Here is a 15,030-nt window from a genome sequence, read left to right as displayed (position 1 = left end):
TGTGTCACCTGAATTCACTACTCTGAAACTCACCTTGGCGACCGAGGAGCGAACGCGACGATGCAGGAATGTTTTGTTAGATGAAGTTACCTTGAATTACTTGCAAAATCCATTAGTCCATCTCGTAATATTTCAATTCCTTCAATCACGCTTCTCATATTTTCTTCATCATTCATATTATTTCTTGCATGCAACAAAACGGGTCTTAGTGATTCAACTGAACTACCAAATTGATACATCCATTCATATCTTGGAACCATCCACAAATGAAAATGATGTGTTGTATCTTCATTATAAAAGTAATACACTTTATCGATTCCCAATAATGTCCTTTGTTCTTTCCTTATCTTATGTATTAATGTAATATATTCAATTTGTTCTTCCGCCGTTAACTCATCCATACAGTAAAAATGTCTTTTCGAGGCTAGTATCATTAGACCTCTAATTGGGTAAGCAACATCTTGATGTACATGAAAATTGGTACTCTCATAAATCGTTCCACCCGTTGGTGTGATTAATCCACTTGTTAAAGCGCAACTTAAGCATTCGACTTCTAGTGATCTTCCGTCTGCCAATGTAATATGTCTTGGCATAATTCACCTCCTGGTTTTATAAAAAAATTGCTTCGTAATTTCATCTAACATTCTTGTATTCACGACGCCCCACCACCTTAAGGTGGTGGGGGTGTGTCCGCCTGAATATGCTTTCTTGCTATTGAAATACCTCGCTGAATCCACTTCTAACTTCTGCCGGACCGAGGGGCGAATGCCCCGAAGCGTGAATATGGTGTTATCTGAAGGATTGACACTTCTCCGAGATACTTACAAAACTCTCTTAATCTATAAGCTCTTTAACCATTCATCGTAGAATTTCTTCTGTCTCTTAATGTCTACAAAATCAATGTCCTTATCTCGATCAAAAATGTTAATTACATCAGTTAACTTTGCTGGTTTGCCTTTATACATTTTGTAAGCTTGTTCTCCATAACCCATTGATAACTGCATTGTAGAAGGATATATATTTAGACCTGCCCATTACATAGTATTTGCTTTCCTTTTGGTTCTAGTTTTGATCTTAATTCTAGAAGAGCATCAAAATAATTCTCTTTAATGCATAAGATATGTTCATCATGAATTGTGAGTTCAATACTAACGTGATCTTCTTGATTTAACACTTCATCATTAAGAGCTAATTCATACGTTTCATAAAAGCCATTGTTGGATATCTCGATATGTTGGATTTCAACTGAAATGATAATCCTCCTCAAATTTTCTTTTTTTAAGCTATTGTCAATCTTTCAGATAACGTTCCCGTGTTCACGACGTCGGACCACCTTAAGCGAACGTTAGTGAGCGGCCCCGACGCGCTTAGGTGGTGCGGATGTGTTCTGGCAATCACTTCTAAGACTTATCTTCCGGGACCGAGGCGGCTTGTCCGCCGAAGCGTGAACACATTGTTATAAGATGTCGGCGACTTCCTGAAATACCCACATAAAGGTCACTTCGTTTCATGTCCTATTAAGTGATTTATTTCATGTACTCTTTCCATAGTTATTCTTTTCCTTTGTTCAATTGCTAGTGGGTGATCTGTAGATTCTAATAATATCTTTGGACATACTCCTACTTCTCTTGTTTGAACTTCACATTTCAAATTAAGTGTATTTGGATAGATCGGAAGTTGAGTTGAAAACCAACCAAAGTATGCTGATTCATTTTGTCTCGCCGTTGAATTCCATAGATCATTAACCCTCGTAAAATTACACTCACTAATTGAAGACCAAACGCTCCAAATAAAAATATCACCTGTTCCCAAGATTGGAATCTCTAAGTCCCCTCTAATAAAGTATTGGTTCTGGTCTATTACACACAAGTCTTTATTAATCTCGCATCTATTTTGTCTTGCAGCTTCATCAAGAACTAGATAATGATATGGAGTCTTACTACCAAAAAATAATGATAATTCTCCGATTTCTTCATTGCAGTGCGAGCATTTCATGTTATGCACCTGTCTTTATATATTCCGATTTCTTATAACGTTCTTGTATTCACGAACCCGTAGGGTAGTCTGCCAGCCTCAACATTTTCGACTTAACTTCCAGCAGACTAAGGAGCGTAAGCGGCTCAGCGTGAATATATTGTTAGGCGATGCGAACAGTTATACCCGAAATATTCCTGACTTCAATCTTACGATCTCATAGTTATTAAATCTTATATATTCCCATACCGGTTCTCTAAATACTTTATACGTACTTATTACTTTACTCTTCGGATCTATAGTACATATTCGTCGATTCCACATATCACAGACATAAAGAAGTTCATCGTAAAAGTATATGCTTTCAGGTAAGTTAAATAAGGTTCCTTCAATGTCTCCTACAGAATATAGTTCTTTATATGTTTTAAGGTTATAACACTTTATAGTATTCCTTGTTGGGTACGCAACCCATATCAGATCCTCAGAAACAGTAAAACCGTAGACTGTATCAAACATATCTTGATGGATAAATTCTAGATTTCCGTTACTATCAAACTTATGGATGTCTGATTCTTGATAGTGTGATACATAGACGGAGCCATCTAATGACCTGCATGAATTAGTTATTGTGTCCTGAAAGTAATTCATAATTTCAACATAGTATGGACCATACTTATGATGAAAGTAATCTTCTTTAGAGATAGTATTCACCTGTGAATTGGACCACTTAGCGTAACCGAGATCTTCACCTTTTTTACCCATTAGATGAAAATAAACCTCTTCTTCATCCTCGAATAGTCCCCAGCCTTTTCTTTGTATTAGCCGCATTATATTCCTTCTTCCTTAAGCTCAGTTTCGCCTAACGTTCTTGTATCTACGAAGCCGAGAGGCTTAAGGCAGCTTACTGCCGGGTGGCGTAGCCACCTAGCCTCGAAAGGTCGTCTGCCTGATTCCTCTTCCCCGAATTTTCTTCCGCAGACCAAGGGCCAAACGGCCCGCAGCGTGGATACGTTGTTATACGTTGCTTCCGACTTCTTTGTATTACCTCGAAAAAAAGTGCCGTTGGCTGTCGCCTCTTCGAGTTCTCGCCCCGGCATGTTCTTCCTGTTCTTAAGTGCCGTTGGTATATTCTCTATTCTTCACCCAAGTATTCCTTTTTCGGTGTTCTATATGTTTATATACGTTTTTCGGAAGTTACGCATAACGTTGTTGTATTCACGAACCCTCACTGGCTTAAGGGGCGCCAGCCCCGGGTCCGATGGACTTAGCCAGTGCAGCGTTGTCTGCTGATTCCACTTCTTCGAATTCACTTTCAAAGTGTTTTCTTCCCTATTGATACATCAATCTTTTATATATTCTATCTTCCCTTTAGCTATTAGCTTATTAGTCCTTAAAGAAAAGCTATTTCCAGGTTCTAATAAATGATTCGGCACTTCACTTGAGTCATGACATAAAAAATATAGATCGGCCTTGGTATTTCTATATTCATTAGGCTTAATACGTAACTCAACTACCGCACTCCAAAGTCCATATTTCAAATCCTTATCTGAGTCAAAAACAATGGGTGTTGAGAAATCTCCAGTAATTAATCTTTTTTGACCGCCCTCTTCCTCGCTCAAAAAATACAAACTAACTACCGCTATTTTCTTCACTGAATACCACTTCCTAATTTTTAGGATTTTATCTGTGTCTTTATAGTCTTTATAGTCTTTATTATTTCTATTAGTCTTTGCGGATGTTTCAGATAACGTTCTTGTATTCACGACGTCCATTCCCCTTAGATAGCTCTTATCTTAGGGGAATGGACGTATCTGCCTGATTTCACTTCTTTGAAAATACTTCTGGCAGATCAAGGGCCGTATGGCCCGCAGCGCGAATATCGTGTTATCTGAAGTACACACTTCCTAAATTACCTGCAATATTATTTATGACTTTCCCTATGTTTAATTAATTCAATAAGCTTTAATCTAAGTTTTTCTATGACTTTCCATTCCTTATACAATTCCTTATAAATCGAGAAATCATATGCTTCTAAAAATCTGTATTTAGGAAACCATTCAAAAAACGATTTATTCAGCCATTCCTTCGTCTTATAACGTTCTAAGGGATCTTCGAGTTTCTTTATAATTCCACCAGTTGAAAGCCCATAAATAAACATCATATAAGTACTAAAATCAGCATTAATTATCTCATTGGGAACGTTCTTCTTAAAATCCTTTGCAAAATCAGATTGAAGTTGCCTAAAATCTTCGTAAGGAAATGGGTTACTCGTTTCAACAGAATAGATCTGTTTAATCTCTTCTATCAATTCTTTCAAAATTTCACCTCAATTTGGATTGTGTTTTTTCGATTTGTGTTATTTCAGATAACGTTCTTGTATTCGCGACGGCCCTGCACCTTAAGCACGAAGGGCGGCCGCGAAGCGGTTTGGTGCAGGGATGTGTCCGGCTGATTCCGCTTCCCTGCTATGAAATTCTCATCCTCGAATCCATTTCTAACTCCGGCCGGACCGAGGGACGAATGTCCCGATGCGTGAATATGGTGTTATCCGAAGTTCGATTCTTCTATGAAATACCTACGCCAGTCTCTACTCTAGAATTTATTTAACAATACCTTTTTCTTTAAGTTTCATCAGTTTATTTTTTGGTATACAGCTCTCTAGTTCTCCATTCTCAACATCCAATCCCTCCCAATCGATATACACAACAAAATCATCTGTAATATCCTTAAAAACACTATTCCAATCATAGTCATTAAGTTTCATAGATACTTGATTCATAACATCAATGCATTGTTTCCACCACTCGCCATAGTATTCATCTGGGTCAAACAAATTAATAAATCGTTTTTCTTTCTCTTTCAATGATTGTTCCTTTAAATCATTCTGGTATTTATATGGTTGGTCCCCTGAGTTCCAGGCCATCCATATTCCACCTTCTTCAAAATTAGATTGTCTTACATCTTCAAATCCTATTTGAATTAATCCAACCAGCGGATCATAATCACTTCTGTAAAGTGCGACAAAACAAATCTTCTGGTCTTGAGGAGTACTTATCTCTTTTATAGCTTCTGGAATTAATTTAAGTAAGTCATTAATTATTTCTTTCTTTAATTCAATTGCTTCATTCATAGAATATTCCCCTTGTTATTTAGTTTAGTTTTAAATTAATCGAATTTCGGATAACGTTCCCGTATTCACAACGCCGAGAGGCTTAAGGTCGCGTATCGACTGGGTCCGACAGGACTTAGCCTCGCAGGTGTGTCCCTTCTCCGAATTCCATCTGGCGGACCGAGGGGCCGCAGGCCCCGAAGCGTGAATACATTGTTATATATAGTCGGGGACAGCCTTGAATCACCTTCAAATTTTCTGTTCTTCCAACATGTTTTCGGTCTTCAATTGGTCTTCGACCTTCAGTCACCCTTCGGTCTTCAACGCTCTTAGGTCTTCAACAGGATTGTAGTTTCGGCCTTACTCAAGTCAATGTCACTTTTAAAAAATATATTACCCCTACTATAAAATGTTAGCGGCTTAAATCTGTTTTATTCATTTGCCCCGATTACATATAACGTTCCCGTATTCACGAACCCTCACTGGCTTAAGGGGTGACAGCACCGGGTCCGACGAACTTAGCCAGTGCAGGGTTGTCTGCTGATTCCGCTTCCTCGAAAATCCTCTAGCAGACCAAGGGCTGAAAGGGCCGAAGCTTGAATACGTTGTTAGATGAAGTTACTAACATCATTGATCAACTCAAAAAAATATTACTTTTAATTTCCGTTATTACACAAGATACATCCATGACAGGACAGATACACAAAGTGTATGTTACATTTCGGATATCCGATTAGTATTTTAGGTTCATCATCATCTTCATCAATCTTTGACCATTCTCTGTAATGAATTTCATTAATATGGTTGCTATCAAATGTGTTGATCATTTGTTGAAATTGTTCAAATCGTTCAATTACCCAGTCCCTTCGAGGTTCGTAATTCAATCGTTCCCAGCCAAGACCATTTATTGCTGATATTATTGTTCTGCTCATAAAATTTCTCTCCATCTCAAAATTCTCCAAGCTCCAAGGAATTTCATCAATATCAAAGCCAACTGTTCCAATCCCAACTACAGGTTGATCTCGTTGAGCCAACCAGATTATCAGTTCCCGCTCACGATTTGTTTGGGCAATTAATGATCCACTTATTACGAGCAAATCAAGAAATACTGATGTCAGTCCATTGGACATAGATATTGATTCGACTAAATGTCTTTGTTCATTAGGCATTGAAATTGTATTTCCCATCTTTTATGCTCCTTTAGATAGCAGATGTCAGCGACTTCCACGAATCAACTTAAAAGCCACTTTCAAAATAATTCAATTACCATACAGAAAGCTTTGTTCTAGTATCATTATCATCAGTTACATATTTAAGTTTTTCAAAATTATTATTCAGTGCGTTTTTATATAGGTTTTCAATTAAATCTGGATCTTTGCAATAAATAGAAACATAACTACTATCAATGACCAATAGTGATAATAGACATTCACTTTCAATATATTCTTTATACGTCGTTAATTCAGTAACACTCTTTCCAATCGGAAAAGCATTTAGATTTGCAAAAATCAGATAATATGTACTGTTTTCGATTATATTCTTCAATTCTCCTCCGTTCATCCCACATATCATCTTTGGAAAAAGCGGTTCATCTAACTCCCCATTGATTGCGAGATATGATTCTTCACCTCCAATATACCAATTGTATGAAGATGTATTTATTGGCCTCAAAATCTCACCAAGAAAGCTACCGTATTTATTTGGTATTTGAAAGCTTATACCTCTTTTCATTATTAAACCGCCTTTACGCTGATTTCTGCTAACGTTCCCGTATTCACAACGTCCGACGGAGTCGGATGTGTCCGGCTGCCTTTGCTTCCCCGAAAAAACTCTGCCGGACCGAGGGCGTATGCCCGATGCATGAATATTCATATTCTTTACTTCATTTCATTAATTTTTAGTATTCTTCATCCTCGTCACCAACTACTACTGCATTTAACTTATTCGCAATTACTTTCATTTTTTCGATTTGAAAATCATCCACATATCTAGCTGATATTTCTTCATCCCTAAAAGTAAATGTAATTTTATATTCTTCGCCTTCAACCTCTGTCTTCCAAACCGCCATTCCTTCTCCCGACATTCCCATAGTCATCCCATTTGGCAGTGTAATTTCAACGTGGTTTGTATACGTTAGTTCTTTATCTTTCTCTACATAATTCAGCCAATCTTTCATTGTTAATGGATTAGCTTCATCTTTCCTTCTTATATGTACTTCGTATGCCATAACTATGTTCGCTCCTCTATATTAATTTAATTTGTTTGTTTTCATATGTTTATCCGTCTTTGCGTGGATTTCTTATAACGTCATTATGCGATGCCTTGGACTTCTCTGAATCGACTACAAATTATTTACTATCAAAAAACATAAACTGCTTATTTAATGCGTGATAATACATCTATTGTTTTTTCTACTTCTTTCTCGCCTTCCTCATCTATATAACATTTTAAAACTATCGTCCCATCATTATTCCAACGTAAAGGTATTACATCCGTATCTATATTTACCTCGCCGTCCATATCATAGGAATTATATAATTCTTTAAGTGGAATTTTTGTAGGATGGGAAAAGTCGAAAAAGTATGTACTTGACGGGCAAGCCCAATAGCATCCATCAACTGCCAGAATATTATTTTGAGCACAGTATAAAACACTCGTCCAAATAAATGTTTCTTTATGTTCCATATAGCTCAGTCGAAAAAAATAGATAATTCTTACCGTTGGAATGCTCAACCATTGAAAAGAAATTAACATGGTAGTCAATGTTCTTTAACTCTGTTACTATATTTCCGCTTAGGTCCAACACTTCAGTTTTTGAAGCTCTTACATTGTATTCTATTACTTGATGGCTATCATCAGAGTAATAATATGTTTTAAGTATATGCTTCCCATCGGGTAATTGAATTTCATCGGTATCTTTGGACATAAACTTATTATTGAAAATATATTCGTACTTTTTCTTATGTTCCTGATATTCATTTGTATATGCAACATTAATTTCTGACATAATATTCAACTCCAAATTAAATATGTGTATAATGTCTTTCAGCGTTCTTCTTTAAATAACTCGCACCGAAGCGCGTGCCTTCAAGCTTTCCGAGGTTTCGCATAACGTTGTTGTATTCACGAACCCTCACTGGCTTAAGGGGCATATGCCTCGTGTCCAACGGACTTAGCCAGTGCAGGGTTGTCTTGCTGATTCCACTTACTCGACAATGCATCTGCCCTCATCGAATAACCCTCAAATCCGACTTTAAAAGTCTTATCTAGTTTTCATTAATTTTTTTGTTAAGAAACCAAGGACTATGATAATACCAAGACTAATAGTACTAACCCAAAATCCATATGTCATTATAGTTTCTGATACTTCTGCTTCATGATTGAATTTTTGAATCATTTCTGGTGTTGGATCTTGATATGGAATTAAAGGATTCTTAGAAATACCATAAATTATCATGCTTATACCAACTAATAAAATGACGTAGATAAATCTTCTTATAAGTACCAATTAAGTTCACCAACTTTTAGAATTTACTATTAAGACTTAGATGTCATTTTGAATTTCGTTTTTAAGTACTTATAAATATAATGCAGATGTTTCGTCTAACGTTGTTGTATTCACGAACCCTCACTGGCAAAAGGCAGCACCAGCTGCCTTTTGCCAGTGCAGGGTTGTCTGCTGATTCCTCTTCTTCGAAAATCCTCTGCAGACCGAGGGCCGTTAGGACCGCAGCGTGAATACTGTGTTATATGATGTCCCCGACTTCGAAGGATTTCCTATATATCTCCTGATTGTTTATCCGATTCCTTGACTTATTAATATTTTGGGTATTCTATATATGTAGTAATTTTTCTGTGAGGAAAAATAATTAAAAATGGCCAAGCCCTCTGGTGCTCCTTCACATATACATTCGTGCTTTGTATAATACGCTTTATAAATTTTATATTTAGAAATAATCATATAATTCTTATTAAAATCTATAATGGGAAGTTTCAATTGATATTCATCTAGATAATATTGTTTTTGACTTTCAGAAGTTATCTCTATCCAAGTATACTCAGGTGTAAATTTATCGTTTCTTTGAGTTGTTCCTTCATAGCTTAGGTTCAAATTTGCTAAAAAAATATATCTTAGCGTAACGAGAACTACGATGCCTATCAAGGCAATTATTGTCCTTAAAATAAGCTTAGTGCGCTTAGACATTTCATACCTCTTTGATTTTGTCATTGGTAATTCATTGTTCGATTAATTGTTTCGGGGATTTTCGATAACGTCATATTTACGAATGTTATTACACGAACTTCGTAAACCCAACTTATTCCGGGCGTTTCTGAACCTCGTGGCTACACTCTTGCAAGGTTTTCTACGAAACGGCCCGCGTTTTCCCTTGCATCCCTTCTCCATTGCACTTGCCCTTGTTTTACTTCTTCACTTCTGATCCAAAGGGCTCTGGATCCTGCGGATGTCTTTCACGCTCACATGCGTATATCGTTCTGTAGTACGGGAGCTTTGGTGTCCGAGCAGTTCCTGGATATAGCGGAGATCAATCCCACTTTCAAGCAGATGAGTTGCAAAAGAGTGCCGGAGTGCGTGAATGCTAACCTTCTGTGTAACACCAGAGGTGGATAAAGCTTCTCAAACACCTTTTGTACAGTACGTTCAGTCAGGTGCCGGCCAAGGCTTTGCCCGGGAAATAACCATGGATCAAGTTTCTGCTGCTCAATATATTTACGCACAATAGAATAAGAGCATCGGATAGCAGTGTAATCTGGTCTTTTCTTCCCTTACCTTGCCGTACGAGCAGTATTTCCCGTGAATGGTCACAGTCCCCAATCCGAAGCCGAACCACTTCTCCGACTCGTAAACCGGAAGAATAAGTTAAGTAAAGTAGTGCCTGATGCTTCAGATTATTCACAGTCTTGAGAACAAGCATTACTTCTTCAAGTGACAGCACATTAGGCAATTTATTTTCTTTTTTCGGCCTGATTTACGTATGCATGAGAATAGCCCTGCTGCAACAGAAAAAGCGCATAACCCTGAATAGGATGTGTCATCCCCTCAAGATTTGTTTCTGCTTATCATCAAACCTAAACCACTTGTCTGGAAAAGTCATCGCAGGCATATTAGGTATATTCTTTATTCTCGCAATATGCTCTGGACTGAATTTCTCAAGCTTTATGGCAATGGTTCTCTCGTCACGCATACTCAGCTGGATTTGCATCTCATTTCCTCCTCTAGTATATCAACTATTCTAAATATTGGGAATTAAAAAGGAGCCCTCGAGGTTGTTCAACCTCAAAGGCTCCAATGCTTTTGGAGTCATCTATTAAGCTGTCAATGTATTCAGAAATCTATTTCGAAAAGGCGTAGCATGGCTGTGCGGATAGTGCAACTCCAGTTTCTCCATATCCACGATAAATCCATATGTTTTTAAAATGTCCAAACCGAGTAAGCCTTTAAGCGACTTCGGAAGTATACCCTCATCAATCTCCACATTGTCAATCCTTAATGCATCGATTACAATTTGAAGCGACGAACCCGTATCAATAATAACATCATTAATTTCTAGTTCTCCCTGGATAGCATATTGTGAGCTTATTCACACAACAAAAAACCTCCCCTCACCCTAAGGCAAAAGAAGGCTTAAACGCATTGTTCACTGCAAAAGCACGGTAGCTATATTTTCAGCTCCCCAAGTTTGATTACATGGTTCTTCCAATTCCTTACCACTAAATGTTTATGATATATTAGAACATAGCAGATCAACAACCATGTTTGATACTGATGTACTTGCTTAAATAGGCATTCATATTGATTCTATGATGAAAACAAAATTAAACGCCGACTTTGAAACGATGCTGATTCTTTACACAGCTTAACCTTAATTCTTCCCAATAGGTGGTGTATATACATTTGAATATAGAGAAGATTCCCATCATGCTCTGCCCGTAGAATCCTTTCACCCTTGGAACTCCTGCGGGCTGAGCCTTATCCCAAGGGAGCGTGATGGTCATGAAACCTTACCGAACAAATCGAAATCAAGCCTATATTCGGCACTACAGACAGCGAATTATCAAGCGCAAAAAGCGAAAGCTGGCACAGTGGGGTTGGGCCTACAAACACGACGGCAGCTTTGCCAAAGGAAAAATCCATTGTTCCTGCTGGTGGTGCTGCAAAAAGACTAAACGTCTGGGCTATCCCAAATCAGAGCTGGTCAGGATAACTAACTGTCAGGAACAGCTTATGGAAGTCTGAGATACAAACTTAACATCCTCAAAAACAAGCGATGTCGCACAAGGCAATCGCTTGTTTTGATTATAAAAGTGAAATATCGAAAACCAAATCCACAACAAAAGAATCTCCTTACAGTTGGTCCATTTCAATTGGAGTGTTGGGGCACTTTCCCTTTAAGGTTTCTATTTAGCCCCCTAGAAGATTTGGACAGTACACCCCTTATTCAAATACAATAGTAGACGGAGGGGAACGTTATGAAGCGTGTACAATATGATCTGAATTTCAAGCGGGAAATCGTTCGAAAAGGGAAAGAGATTGGGAACTTTACAGCGGTTGCTAGACAGCATGAACTAGATCCCAAGATGGTATTACGATGGGCAAGAGATCTGAATCGTAAAGATGTAGATCAGTTAGACGGTACGAGCAAAAGACAAGCCCAGTTTATCCCCACGGCTGAAGATTTTAAACAGCTTGAGCATGAGAATGAAAAACTGAAGAAGCTACTCGCGGAACAAGCCCTCGAAAGGGAAATTCTCAAAGACCTACTAAAAAAAACGAACCCAAACTTACGGATAAAATAGAAATTGCTCGTAAATATATCGATAAAGGACATTCAATTAGCCTGGTGCTCCGTGTACTCGAAGTCGAACGCTCAACGTACTATGCCCATGTCAAAGAAACGGCACAGAATCCGATTCAAAGGGTAGGGCGTCCTGCACCCGGATACTCGTATACCACCACTGGAACTCGCGTGAGCGACGAAGAAATCTGTGAATGGCTTATGGAGTTCTTGGCGGGTGAGGGAGCCTCGTTTGGGTACCGCAAGCTGACCGTTCTTCTAAAAAGACGCCACCAACTTGTGATTAACAAGAAGAAAATCTACAGGCTGTGTACGCAGTTGAATGTCTTGCGTCCGCAGCGTGAGTTGAAACTGAAACATCCCCGAAGACTCGCAAACAACCGTGTGATTACGGGCTCTAATCAGTTGTGGGAGACGGATATAAAGTATGGCTGGATGGCGGGTGAGCGTCGGTTTTTCTTCATAATGTGCATCTTAGACGTATTCGATCGTGCCATTATTTCGTATCACCTCGGCTTAACTTGTGAAGCGAGGCATCTGGTTCAGATTACACAGGAAGCCCTGATGAAGCGTCAGCTATTTGATAAGCCCAAGGAAGAGAAGCCGTTCATCCGCTCTGATAATGGTCCACAGTTCATCAGTCACCGGTTTGAAGAAGCTTGTGAAACGTTTGGAATCACTCATGAACGAATTCCTCCACGAACGCCAAATAAGAATGCGCACATCGAATCTTTCCATTCTATTTTGGAGGCGGAATGTTATCAAAGGCATGAATTCGAGTCGTATCCTGAGACCTACGAGATCGTTACGCAGTTTATTCAGGACTATAATCAGCAACGGATTCATGGGAGTATTTACGACCTATCTCCCTACGAATATATCGATGCCCTACAGAAAAACTTGGTAAAACCTAAAGAAATCAAGGTCTAAAATGCAGAAATCGAAGGAAAGAAGAGCAAATTCGAGTTATTTTATGAAAGCATCTGGTTAAGGGGTCGGTAATTGTCAAGACAGTTGTCGTGATTTCATAGAATGTATGTAGTCATTTTAATTGTTCTTCATCGGTGTCCATAACTCCGTCTTTTTCAGGATTGAGCCATACTTTTTCATTCAGTTTCCAGTTGCGTGTCTCTCCAGACCAACGGCTAGGATTTTTCGCTTTTGCTGCCTCATAGACGTGCTTTCTCTTCTCAAAAATTTCTTCAGAAAGACCTGAATGTCTTTGATTGGGGGTTAAGAAATTTAACCCACTGTGGCGATGCTCGGTGTTGTACCAACGGACAAATCGTAGGGTCCATTCCCGTGCCTCATCCCTTGATCCGAAGCCTTTGAGAGGGTAGTTTGGGCGGTATTTACAGGTTCTGAAAATAGATTCCGCATAGGGATTGTCATTGCTGACTCGCGGTCTGCTGCGGGATGGAATAATGCCCAAACTGTATAACGTTTCAAGCAGAGTCGCGCCTTTCATAGGACTACCGTTGTCCGAATGCAGAATGAGCGGGCTTTTTCGAACGGCACATTGCTCACTCAACACGGTTCTCCGCATGAGCTGACTGGCATATTCGGAGGATTCTTCTTCCCAAATCTCCCAGCCTACGATTTTACGACTGTATAAATCGAGCACGAGATAGAGATAGTAAAACACGCCTTTGATCGGACCCTGCAACCAGCTAATATCCCACATCCAGACTTGATTGGGTGCGGTGGCGCAGTGGCTAGTCAGAGGTTTAGAGGTAGGCTTTAGGCTACGCCCACGGTGATGCTGTTGCTGATACTTGTGCATGACCCGATAAAAGGTAGACTCGGAACCGAGATAGATCCCTTGATCTGCGAGTCTAGGGACAATCTGACTGGGTGGTAAACTCTTAAATTCCACTTGATTGATTACGGAAACAATCTGCTGTACTTCGGGTTCGCTGAGTTGATGAGAAGGCGCTCGCTTAATGGCATGGGGTCGTTGATCTTCGAGCGGCGTTCGCTCACTACGCCAGCGCTGTAACGTTCGTTGGGTCAAAGAGAGCTCTAGACAAGCCTTTCTTTCTCTTGCTCCTGCCTGTACGGCTTCCCCGATAAGGGTGATGGCGATTTGACGATCTGAGGCAGGAATCATTCGTCCTCGGGGTCCCCCCAAATCGCTCGGGCCTTTTTTCGAAGCACCAGTAAGGCAGCGGTTTCGGCTAAGGCGGCCTCTTTTCGTTTTAACTCGCGGGCAAGGTTCTTGTTCTCTCGTTCTTTGTTACGTAGTTCTTTTTGCAGCCGGGTGGCTTGTTCAGCAACGCCTCCGTTGGCTTGCATACAGGCGTCACGCCAGGCTTCGATTTGTTCAACAAACAGACCTTTTGCTCGACAGTACTCAGACAATTCGATCTCACTTAGTGTGGCTGTCTCGACAACAATGGCGAACTTGTCTCGGGTGCTCCACTTCTCTGTTTCCTTTTCACCACCAGGGAAAACGCCACCGGTCGCCCGGGCTTCCTTCTGCCACTTATACAAGGTGCCTTCCCCGAGGCCGCTGTCCCTTGCGATCTGACTCACCGATTCATTGTTTGGGGGCATCATCCGCTGCATAATCCTATGTTTGAGTTCGTCACTGTATCTAGCCATTGTCGCTCCACCTCAGTCTCTCTTTTAATCTACTTTACATACTATTGAGAGGTACGACAACTAGCATGACACAGGGGGGGTGCAGTGTCCAGCATAAGGGTGTTCAACCGGTTTCAATTAATTTAGATTTATCTTTTTGTAATGGAAGGGACAACAAATATGAACGTTCATAAGTAACAATTTCCAGACGTTTTAAAGTCCATGCTGGAGATGCTGTTAAATTATCAGACAGATTCACCTTCTGTATTGAACTATATGGAATAGCTTTTTTGGAAAATCCAAATACATAAATAAAATGTTCCCTTTCTAATTTAAAGTAGCTCCGAAAATAAGTGAAAATAAGCAAAGCGAAAATTATCAGGATGATAGCAGTAAAACAAAGGATATAAATATCTGCTTTAAATGGTGACATTGTTAAGAAAACCTCAGTGGATGCAGCTATTAGAATAATTAAAAAAATCGGATTTTTCTGGACTCTTATTAACATAAATTCACCTCCAATAATTTAATGAATTTAATATAATAACT

At 39.3% G+C, this 15,030-nt stretch carries 20 protein-coding genes and 1 pseudogene; 3 read left to right on the top strand and 18 right to left on the bottom strand.

Annotation, left to right across the window (positions count from 1 at the left end; all coding sequences use genetic code 11):
* Positions 1 to 86 precede the first annotated feature (86 nt).
* The 16 genes from H1230_RS06840 to H1230_RS06770 all read right to left on the bottom strand — a co-directional run bounded on the left by H1230_RS06840 (position 87) and on the right by H1230_RS06770 (position 10,305).
* A complete protein-coding gene (locus H1230_RS06840) occupies positions 87 to 593 on the bottom strand; it encodes an HIT family protein (RefSeq protein ID WP_239714780.1) in 507 nt (168 codons plus the stop codon).
* A 904-nt stretch (positions 594 to 1,497) separates the two neighbouring features.
* Complete coding sequence (locus H1230_RS06835) at positions 1,498 to 1,995, bottom strand: DUF2199 domain-containing protein (protein WP_239714779.1); 498 nt, start codon at positions 1,993 to 1,995, stop codon at positions 1,498 to 1,500.
* A 159-nt stretch (positions 1,996 to 2,154) separates the two neighbouring features.
* Positions 2,155 to 2,802, bottom strand: a complete 648-nt coding sequence (locus tag H1230_RS06830; protein WP_239714778.1) for an NHL repeat-containing protein — start codon at positions 2,800 to 2,802, stop codon at positions 2,155 to 2,157.
* The gene (locus H1230_RS06825) at positions 2,802 to 3,071 is read right to left on the bottom strand and encodes a hypothetical protein (RefSeq protein ID WP_239714777.1); all 270 of its coding nucleotides are present in this window, start codon (positions 3,069 to 3,071) and stop codon (positions 2,802 to 2,804) included. The genes H1230_RS06830 and H1230_RS06825 overlap by 1 nt, the downstream gene beginning before the upstream one ends.
* A gap of 243 nt (positions 3,072 to 3,314) precedes the next feature.
* Positions 3,315 to 3,737 carry a hypothetical protein gene (locus H1230_RS06820; protein WP_239714776.1) on the bottom strand — a complete coding sequence of 141 codons (423 nt, stop codon included), beginning with the start codon at positions 3,735 to 3,737 and terminating at the stop codon, positions 3,315 to 3,317.
* A 158-nt stretch (positions 3,738 to 3,895) separates the two neighbouring features.
* A complete protein-coding gene (locus H1230_RS06815) occupies positions 3,896 to 4,291 on the bottom strand; it encodes a YxiJ-like family protein (protein ID WP_239714775.1) in 396 nt (131 codons plus the stop codon).
* Positions 4,292 to 4,573: 282 nt separating this feature from the next.
* Positions 4,574 to 5,104 carry a hypothetical protein gene (locus H1230_RS06810; RefSeq protein ID WP_239714774.1) on the bottom strand — a complete coding sequence of 177 codons (531 nt, stop codon included), beginning with the start codon at positions 5,102 to 5,104 and terminating at the stop codon, positions 4,574 to 4,576.
* 635 nt (positions 5,105 to 5,739) lie between these two features.
* The gene (locus H1230_RS06805) at positions 5,740 to 6,270 is read right to left on the bottom strand and encodes a hypothetical protein (RefSeq protein WP_239714773.1); all 531 of its coding nucleotides are present in this window, start codon (positions 6,268 to 6,270) and stop codon (positions 5,740 to 5,742) included.
* 76 nt (positions 6,271 to 6,346) lie between these two features.
* Positions 6,347 to 6,814 (bottom strand): DUF2691 family protein, encoded by a 468-nt coding sequence (locus H1230_RS06800; protein WP_239714772.1) that lies wholly within the window; start codon positions 6,812 to 6,814, stop codon positions 6,347 to 6,349.
* A gap of 166 nt (positions 6,815 to 6,980) precedes the next feature.
* Positions 6,981 to 7,310, bottom strand: a complete 330-nt coding sequence (locus H1230_RS06795; protein ID WP_239714771.1) for a hypothetical protein — start codon at positions 7,308 to 7,310, stop codon at positions 6,981 to 6,983.
* Positions 7,311 to 7,459: 149 nt separating this feature from the next.
* Positions 7,460 to 7,768, bottom strand: coding sequence for a hypothetical protein (locus H1230_RS06790; protein ID WP_239714770.1), 309 nt, complete (start codon positions 7,766 to 7,768; stop codon positions 7,460 to 7,462).
* Positions 7,758 to 8,090 carry a hypothetical protein gene (locus tag H1230_RS06785; protein ID WP_239714769.1) on the bottom strand — a complete coding sequence of 111 codons (333 nt, stop codon included), beginning with the start codon at positions 8,088 to 8,090 and terminating at the stop codon, positions 7,758 to 7,760. The genes H1230_RS06790 and H1230_RS06785 overlap by 11 nt, the downstream gene beginning before the upstream one ends.
* A 789-nt stretch (positions 8,091 to 8,879) precedes the next feature.
* Positions 8,880 to 9,287 carry a hypothetical protein gene (locus H1230_RS06780; protein WP_239714768.1) on the bottom strand — a complete coding sequence of 136 codons (408 nt, stop codon included), beginning with the start codon at positions 9,285 to 9,287 and terminating at the stop codon, positions 8,880 to 8,882.
* Positions 9,288 to 9,512: 225 nt separating this feature from the next.
* Complete coding sequence (locus H1230_RS31365; protein WP_345773433.1) at positions 9,513 to 9,680, bottom strand: tyrosine-type recombinase/integrase; 168 nt, start codon at positions 9,678 to 9,680, stop codon at positions 9,513 to 9,515.
* Positions 9,681 to 9,747: 67 nt separating this feature from the next.
* Complete coding sequence (locus H1230_RS31360) at positions 9,748 to 10,038, bottom strand: tyrosine-type recombinase/integrase (RefSeq protein ID WP_275591242.1); 291 nt, start codon at positions 10,036 to 10,038, stop codon at positions 9,748 to 9,750.
* Positions 10,039 to 10,134: 96 nt separating this feature from the next.
* Positions 10,135 to 10,305 carry a hypothetical protein gene (locus H1230_RS06770; RefSeq protein ID WP_239714767.1) on the bottom strand — a complete coding sequence of 57 codons (171 nt, stop codon included), beginning with the start codon at positions 10,303 to 10,305 and terminating at the stop codon, positions 10,135 to 10,137.
* Positions 10,306 to 11,096: 791 nt separating this feature from the next.
* Between H1230_RS06770 and H1230_RS06765 the strand changes: the two genes are divergently transcribed.
* From H1230_RS06765 to H1230_RS06750, 3 genes are all read left to right on the top strand, one after another.
* Positions 11,097 to 11,339, top strand: coding sequence for a hypothetical protein (locus H1230_RS06765; RefSeq protein WP_239714766.1), 243 nt, complete (start codon positions 11,097 to 11,099; stop codon positions 11,337 to 11,339).
* A gap of 233 nt (positions 11,340 to 11,572) precedes the next feature.
* Entirely contained in the window at positions 11,573 to 11,899 is a 327-nt protein-coding gene (locus H1230_RS31355) for a transposase (protein WP_275591143.1), read from the top strand.
* 44 nt (positions 11,900 to 11,943) lie between these two features.
* A complete protein-coding gene (locus tag H1230_RS06750; protein WP_239714765.1) occupies positions 11,944 to 12,828 on the top strand; it encodes an IS3 family transposase in 885 nt (294 codons plus the stop codon).
* A gap of 112 nt (positions 12,829 to 12,940) precedes the next feature.
* On the opposite strand, the pseudogene H1230_RS06745 reads toward H1230_RS06750, so the two are convergent.
* Positions 12,941 to 14,502, bottom strand: a pseudogene (locus H1230_RS06745) (IS3 family transposase).
* Between the two features lie 103 nt (positions 14,503 to 14,605).
* On the bottom strand, positions 14,606 to 14,989 hold the full coding sequence (locus H1230_RS06740) for a PH domain-containing protein (RefSeq protein ID WP_239714764.1): 384 nt from the start codon (positions 14,987 to 14,989) through the stop codon (positions 14,606 to 14,608).
* Between the last annotated feature and the right edge of the window lie 41 nt (positions 14,990 to 15,030).

This window comes from Paenibacillus sp. 19GGS1-52 (assembly GCF_022369515.1).
In the GTDB taxonomy this organism is placed as follows: domain Bacteria; phylum Bacillota; class Bacilli; order Paenibacillales; family Paenibacillaceae; genus Paenibacillus_AQ.
Note: the sequence above shows the minus strand (reverse complement) of the source record. Positions and strands in the feature narration are given on the sequence as shown.

What these genes read in the sequence shown, in the direction of transcription:
- H1230_RS06840 (WP_239714780.1), bottom strand. Translation starts at nt 593, where the DNA reads ATGCCAAGACATATTACATTGGCAGACGGAAGATCACTAGAAGTCGAA.
- H1230_RS06835 (WP_239714779.1), bottom strand. Translation starts at nt 1,995, where the DNA reads ATGAAATGCTCGCACTGCAATGAAGAAATCGGAGAATTATCATTATTT.
- H1230_RS06830 (WP_239714778.1), bottom strand. Translation starts at nt 2,802, where the DNA reads ATGCGGCTAATACAAAGAAAAGGCTGGGGACTATTCGAGGATGAAGAA.
- H1230_RS06825 (WP_239714777.1), bottom strand. Translation starts at nt 3,071, where the DNA reads ATGCCGGGGCGAGAACTCGAAGAGGCGACAGCCAACGGCACTTTTTTT.
- H1230_RS06810 (WP_239714774.1), bottom strand. Translation starts at nt 5,104, where the DNA reads ATGAATGAAGCAATTGAATTAAAGAAAGAAATAATTAATGACTTACTT.
- H1230_RS06805 (WP_239714773.1), bottom strand. Translation starts at nt 6,270, where the DNA reads ATGGGAAATACAATTTCAATGCCTAATGAACAAAGACATTTAGTCGAA.
- H1230_RS06800 (WP_239714772.1), bottom strand. Translation starts at nt 6,814, where the DNA reads ATGAAAAGAGGTATAAGCTTTCAAATACCAAATAAATACGGTAGCTTT.
- H1230_RS06795 (WP_239714771.1), bottom strand. Translation starts at nt 7,310, where the DNA reads ATGGCATACGAAGTACATATAAGAAGGAAAGATGAAGCTAATCCATTA.
- H1230_RS06790 (WP_239714770.1), bottom strand. Translation starts at nt 7,768, where the DNA reads ATGGAACATAAAGAAACATTTATTTGGACGAGTGTTTTATACTGTGCT.
- H1230_RS06785 (WP_239714769.1), bottom strand. Translation starts at nt 8,090, where the DNA reads ATGTCAGAAATTAATGTTGCATATACAAATGAATATCAGGAACATAAG.
- H1230_RS06780 (WP_239714768.1), bottom strand. Translation starts at nt 9,287, where the DNA reads ATGTCTAAGCGCACTAAGCTTATTTTAAGGACAATAATTGCCTTGATA.
- H1230_RS06770 (WP_239714767.1), bottom strand. Translation starts at nt 10,305, where the DNA reads ATGCAAATCCAGCTGAGTATGCGTGACGAGAGAACCATTGCCATAAAG.
- H1230_RS06765 (WP_239714766.1), top strand. Translation starts at nt 11,097, where the DNA reads ATGAAACCTTACCGAACAAATCGAAATCAAGCCTATATTCGGCACTAC.
- H1230_RS31355 (WP_275591143.1), top strand. Translation starts at nt 11,573, where the DNA reads ATGAAGCGTGTACAATATGATCTGAATTTCAAGCGGGAAATCGTTCGA.
- H1230_RS06740 (WP_239714764.1), bottom strand. Translation starts at nt 14,989, where the DNA reads ATGTTAATAAGAGTCCAGAAAAATCCGATTTTTTTAATTATTCTAATA.